Here is a 6,271-nt window from a genome sequence, read left to right as displayed (position 1 = left end):
ATTACATTTTATAATATTTTTAATTTATTTTTCAACTTTTTTATTATTAATTATTATTTAAAGTTCATTTTATATTTATCATTTATAATAAATTTTGTCCTTAATATTCATCCAACTTATCTTTAACTTCCAGTACTCCACTTTCAACTATATTTTCCAAGATTTCAATGCCTCTATCTTTCTTTTCAATCATTTCAAAATTTATATTTTTAATATCCGAGGCTAATACAGTTTTTATACCGAAATTTCTCTTCATTACAGATTTAACTACTTTTTCAATATATTCATGTGTCTCTTTTGCACTAAGTCTATCTTTTGCAAAGCTAAACTTATCGTCAAATACTATATAGAGTTCATTGTTGTGTACATTGAAGTTTTTAGCTTCAGTTAGCAGAGCGTATATGGGCATCTTCTTATCTTTTTTGATTTGCTTTAATACTTCTTTCCATGAAGATTCAACAAGCTCTACATCTTCGCTTTTAACTACCTCATAGTGTTCTGTTTCAGTATTGATCTCTTTAGCTAACTTTTCATTTCCATATGCTTCTCCCCCACTGCTTTGAGGTGCTATTATTAAATTTCCTGACTCTATTATTTTTTCTAAGTTTTCAATTCTATCTAAAAGCGCTTCTTTGCTATCTTCAAAAATAGGTTGTGCTATCTTCATAACTGCGACTTCAACCATTACTCTAGGATTTGACGATGATTTTATGCTATCTTGAGTCTCTGAAAGTACATTTAGTATCCTAATAAGAGAATTTATTTCCACTCCTTCGGACTGTTCGAAAATTTTCTCAATAGTATCTTCTGGAAGCGATAAAATATCCTCCATATCTTTGGATACTTTACAGACCATTATATTTCTAAAATGGCTTATAAGATCGTTTATCAAGTTTCTTATGTCTTTTCCCCAAGATATAAATTCATTTAAGCTCTGAAGAGATTTTTTATATCCTGATCTATTATATACTGGGACAGATCAAAAAGTTGATCTATATTTACTGTACCCATAAGTTCAACTACATCGTCGTAAGTTATTTTATCTTCGCCAAACGACATACATTGATCTAATATACTTAGCGCATCTCTAAGTGCGCCTTGTGAATTTGTAGCTATCAAGTTTAATGCCTTTTCTTCAGCTTCGATGTTCTCTTCAGCACAAATCTCCTGCATTCTCTTAACTATCTCATCTACTGTCACTCTTTTAAAATCAAATCTCTGACATCTAGACAGTATAGTCGCTGGTATCTTGTGTGGCTCTGTAGTAGCCAATATAAAGATTACATATGAAGGTGGCTCCTCAAGCGTCTTTAAAAGAGCATTAAACGCTCCCTGAGACAACATATGTACCTCATCTATAATATATACTTTGTATTTGCAATTAGTCGGAGAATATTTAACACTTTCTCTAAGTTCTCTTATATCATCTACACTATTATTAGAAGCAGCATCAATTTCTATAGTATCCATTGTATTGTCGTTTAATATCGACTCACAAGTTTCACACTTATTGCAAGGTTCTTGATCAACTGAATTTAGACAATTTACTGCTCTTGCAAATATCTTAGCTGTAGAAGTTTTACCAGTACCTCTAGTACCACTAAATAAATAAGCATGTCCTATATTATCATTTTTTATTTGATTTTTAAGAGTCTTAATTACATGCCTCTGACCTACCATATCATCAAAAGTTTGAGGTCTATAGGTTCTATACAATGCTTTATGCATTCTAATCTCTCCTTAATAAAAAAATCCCTCAGTATTTAAGGGATTAGTCTTCTATATATTAAATGCTGTACACCATCTATCGACACAATTCCATAGGCGTTACCTAAACAGTTAACTCGACCTAGGCACCCCCGCGGCACACAGAAGTGATCACTTACCGCTGCTTCCTTCCGGATCTGACGGGGTTTATGAGCTTCTATTGCGCAGGACCTAAGCGTCAACATCACTTATTTAGAGCGGCCCTACAAAAATTGAGCCTTTAGATGGACTTCAACCCTGCTATAGCGGATTGCAGGTTACAGGGCACCGCTACCTCCCCATCTAGTACAGCAAAATTACAACCAAAATTTAATAATTAATCTATCTGGCGGAAAGAGTGGGATTTGAACCCACGATACAGTTTCCTGTATACACGCTTTCCAGGCGTGCGCCTTCGACCAACTCGGCCATCTCTCCATCTATCTTCTTCGTAGTGATTTAAAAAAATCCTGTAATACAACTGAACATTTATCTTCCAACATTCCAAATTGTATATCTATATTATTTTTTTCAAAATAATCCATTTTAAATTCATGTTGTTTTTCAATATTTGAATTTTTTATGTGTTTTGTACCTATAATAAGTTTTTTTATCCTCGAATTTACTATAGCTCCACTACACATTATGCAAGGTTCCATTGTAACATACATTTCACAAGAAATCAATCTCCAACCACCAAGTTTATTAGACGCCTCTTTAATAGCCAACATCTCTGCATGTGCAGTGCTATCTTTTAAAGTTTCTGTTAAATTGTGTGCTCTAGCTATTATCTCTTTATCTTTTACTATAACAGCACCTATAGGAGTCTCTCCTTTAGTATATGCTTTATACGCTTCTTTTAAAGCTTCTTTCATATATAATGTATTCTCCATATTACCTCCAAAACCTTGTAACAAATCTATATTATCATAGTTTATTTTCTTGTTCAACTTTATTTTAATGTAATATATTATTTATACTGAAATATTTTGCATAATATTTTTTAAATTAAAAATAAATCGGACATAATAAGGATTATTTAAATTATCATATTATAGTATACTACTTGATTTTTAAAAAATCCTTTAATTTCTAGACAAATAAACTTGAAATTAAAGGATTTTAATTTATATCTTTTAACTATTTTATAACATCTACTCCCATAAATCCTCTTAACGCTTCCGGAACCACAACAGTTCCATCTTCTTGTTGGTAGTTCTCAAGAATAGCAGCTAAAGCCCTTCCAACAGCTAATCCTGAACCATTTAATGTATGAACGTATTCAGCCTTACCTTTTTTATCTCTTCTAAATCTTACACCAGCTCTTCTAGCTTGGAAATCTTCGAAGTTTGAACAAGAAGAGATTTCAACGTATCTATTGTAGCTTGGCATCCAAACCTCTAAGTCGTATTTAAATGCAGCTGTAAATCCTAAGTCCCCTGTACATATTCTAACTACTCTGTATGGTAAACCTAATTTTTGTAGTATAACTTCTGCGTCATGAGTAAGAAGCTCTAATTCATTATAAGAATCTTCTGGCTTAACAAATTTAACTAATTCAACCTTATTAAATTGATGCTGTCTAACTAAACCTCTTGTATCTCTTCCTGCAGAACCTGCTTCAGATCTAAAACATGGAGTATAAGCACAGTATTTTATAGGTAATTTATCTCCATCTACTATTTCATCAGCATGAATATTTGTAACTGGAACTTCAGCAGTTGGTATTAAGAAGTAGTCCAATTCTTCTAATTTAAACATATCCTCTTCAAATTTTGGAAGCTGACCTGTTCCCACAAAGCTTTTTCTATTAGCCATAAATGGTGGTAAAACTTCTGTGTATCCATGTTCTTCAGTATGAGTATTTAAGAAGAAGTTTATTAAAGATCTCTCAAGTCTAGCCCCTTTATCTTTGTATAGAGTAAATCTTGAGCCAGTTATTTTACCAGCTGTTTCAAAATCTAATATACCAAGACCTGTTCCTATTTCCCAGTGTGGCTTATGTTCAAAATCGAATTTAGTAGGCTCTCCCCAAGTTCTAACTTCAACATTATCATCATCAGTAGTTCCTTGAGGAACATCTGGATGAGGAACATTTGGAACTCTCATAAGAAGATACTCTATTTCAGCTTCAACTTTTCTAAGCTCATCATCTATAATCTTTATCTTATCTGATAAATCCTTTAGAACAATTTTCGCATCAGTAACATCTATGCCCTCTTTTATAAGCTCAGGTATTTTTTTAGACTCAACATTAAGCTCATTTTTCATAACTTCAACTTCTTGTAATTTCTCTTTTCTAACATCATCAAGCTCAATTATTTTATCTAAATCAACCTCTTTTTCGCCTCTTTTATCCATTACTTTTTTAATCTCATCTAAATTTTCTCTAATTCTTCTAATATCCAACATTTTACATCCTCCTAAAATTTATATATAGTATTATAATTATTTTTTGCAATAAAAAAAGACCTCCGAAACCCTCGTAAAAGGGACGAAAATCTTGTAAAATCCGCGTTGCCACCCTAGTTGATTACATTTAACGCCTGTAATCCTCTCAATCCTGTAACGTAGGTAAACGTAGTCTGAGACTAAAGCTCCAGAGTAGATTCAGAATATATTGTAATGAGCTTTCACCAACTGCTCACTCTCTGTATACAACTATAATTCTTACTAAGTTCCTTCTCAGCTGTTTTATTCAATTGATCTTTATTGATTGATACTAATTATATTACATATATTAACTCTTTTCAATAGTAATATTCAAAATTTTATTAAATTTATTATTTTTCATTTATAAAACTAATAAAAATGTTGTAAAATAAAGTATTATTACTTAGAAATAATATAAAATCAATTTTAAAGAGTTTAAATAATAAAAATATTACCAAAAATATTCTAAATATTTTTGGTAAATCTTTATATACTACAAGTTTTACTTTTTATCCAAATCTATATTTGCTTGATTTAAATCATACAAAGAAAGCATATTTCTATAAGGAACCTTAATATTATGTTCATCGAACTTAAGCTTAACTTTTTCCATAATATCGTAGTAAACATCCCAGTAATCCTCAGTCTTAACCCAAGGTTTACCAACAATCTGAACAGTATTATTTCCAATTCCATTAAGACCTATAATAGGTTTAGGATCATCCAAAATCCTTCCCTCTTCCTTAAAAATCTCAGAAAGAATTCTTTTAACCAAGATTATATCACTATCATAAGAAATATCAAAAGCATAATCTACACGTCTCATTCTCTGATTCGTATAATTTACAATATTATTACTAGTAAGCTGTAAATTAGGAATAATAATAGTTTTATTATCAGGAGTTTTTAAAACAGTACTAAATATTTGGATATCAACAACCGTACCTTCCTCCCCAGAGCCTTGAATATAATCGCCTATTTCAAAAGGCTTAAAGAAAAGAATAATCATACCAGATCCCAAATTAGATAGAATCTCCTTGAAAGCCAAACCAATACTAAAACCAGCAGCACCAAGCATAGCCACAAATGAGGTTGTTTTTATTCCAAACATATTTAAAGAAACTAAAGTAACAAAAGTCAAAATTAACGCATAAACAGCATAAGCTATAAAATTTGATATGCCTTTATTCATATTATATTTAATTAATAATTTTAACATTATATTTCTCACAAATTTAGCAATATACATACCTATAATAAAGATAATTATCCCATAGATTATATTAGGTCCATTATCAATTATTTTTGAAAGCATACTATCGATAGTCCTTTTAGCTAGGTTAGCAGCTGCATTAGCTGAACTTAAGCTAGATGTATTAAATAGATTATTCATATGTCCTCCTCTATTCTTAATTTTAATCCAATACCTATTATAACATAATGAGGATACGTGACAAAGTAGAGATAGAATTGCGAAATGAAAATTTATGTACCGCCGTTTGGGAAAGAGTCTATAACCGAACAGTAATTAACCTTTCACACTTCTATATCTATTTCTCCTTCTTAAGGAAGGTTATATCAAACCCCTTCTAATAACTACAATACAAGGTTTCTTATTAATTTTTTTATTATTTATTATCTGAAGGCTATTCTTTTATATAGCTATAAATTATATGCTATACAGAAAGTTAATTACATAATTAGGAATATAATTCTAATTATACAGTACTTCTATATACACTTTCCCTTAAATAATAATCTTTGATAAGTATCAAATAACCTGCCGTTATGCGGTTAGCCAATAAAAAAAGCAAAAAACTAAAAACACAATATTAATCAAAAGTTATTAAATAGTTTTTAGATCTTAATCTTGTTCTCGACTTAGATCTTCTCCGCAACACAGCCCTAACGTAGGAAGTTTGTACGGTTTTAGATTTAAATAAAATAGAGGGTTAATGGTTGAATTTCGAATGGATATGAGGATGATGTTGCGAGCTTGTAGATGTCTGGCTTGATTTCTTAGCCAGCCTACAAGCTCACAACATCGTCATCATATACGTTCGGAATTTAACCATTAACTCCTCATAATATT

Annotated in this window: 5 protein-coding genes, 1 tRNA gene, 1 other RNA gene and 1 other annotated feature; all 7 genes read right to left on the bottom strand. The window is 30.8% G+C overall.

Annotation, left to right across the window (positions count from 1 at the left end; translation table 11 throughout):
- Positions 1-100: 100 nt before the first annotated feature.
- Positions 101-892: a hypothetical protein gene (locus tag T473_RS19320; RefSeq protein ID WP_242825950.1), complete on the bottom strand. Its 792-nt coding sequence runs from the start codon at positions 890-892 to the stop codon at positions 101-103.
- 35 nt (positions 893-927) lie between these two features.
- Positions 928-1,728, bottom strand: coding sequence for a DNA polymerase III subunit gamma/tau (dnaX, locus tag T473_RS19315; protein ID WP_242825949.1), 801 nt, complete (start codon positions 1,726-1,728; stop codon positions 928-930).
- A gap of 65 nt (positions 1,729-1,793) precedes the next feature.
- Positions 1,794-2,058: signal recognition particle sRNA large type (gene ffs / locus T473_RS17925), an RNA gene on the bottom strand.
- Positions 2,059-2,093: 35 nt separating this feature from the next.
- Positions 2,094-2,184 (bottom strand) — tRNA-Ser (locus T473_RS0114870).
- Positions 2,185-2,186: 2 nt separating this feature from the next.
- Positions 2,187-2,639, bottom strand: coding sequence for a nucleoside deaminase (locus T473_RS0114865; RefSeq protein ID WP_024622570.1), 453 nt, complete (start codon positions 2,637-2,639; stop codon positions 2,187-2,189).
- Between the two features lie 247 nt (positions 2,640-2,886).
- Positions 2,887-4,158 carry a serine--tRNA ligase gene (gene serS, locus T473_RS0114860; RefSeq protein ID WP_024622569.1) on the bottom strand — a complete coding sequence of 424 codons (1,272 nt, stop codon included), beginning with the start codon at positions 4,156-4,158 and terminating at the stop codon, positions 2,887-2,889.
- Between the two features lie 75 nt (positions 4,159-4,233).
- Positions 4,234-4,442, bottom strand: a binding site (T-box leader).
- A 239-nt stretch (positions 4,443-4,681) separates the two neighbouring features.
- Entirely contained in the window at positions 4,682-5,572 is an 891-nt protein-coding gene (locus tag T473_RS0114855; RefSeq protein ID WP_024622568.1) for a mechanosensitive ion channel family protein, read from the bottom strand.
- Positions 5,573-6,271 lie beyond the last annotated feature (699 nt).

The organism is Clostridioides mangenotii TR (assembly GCF_000498755.1).
GTDB classification, from domain to species: domain Bacteria; phylum Bacillota; class Clostridia; order Peptostreptococcales; family Peptostreptococcaceae; genus Metaclostridioides; species Metaclostridioides mangenotii_A.
This window is presented reverse-complemented; position numbering and strand designations above follow the sequence as displayed.

Coding starts and splice junctions, on each gene's coding strand:
- T473_RS0114855 (WP_024622568.1), bottom strand. CDS start 5,572: ATGAATAATCTATTTAATACATCTAGCTTAAGTTCAGCTAATGCAGCT.
- dnaX (WP_242825949.1), bottom strand. CDS start 1,728: ATGCATAAAGCATTGTATAGAACCTATAGACCTCAAACTTTTGATGAT.
- T473_RS0114865 (WP_024622570.1), bottom strand. CDS start 2,639: ATGGAGAATACATTATATATGAAAGAAGCTTTAAAAGAAGCGTATAAA.
- serS (WP_024622569.1), bottom strand. CDS start 4,158: ATGTTGGATATTAGAAGAATTAGAGAAAATTTAGATGAGATTAAAAAA.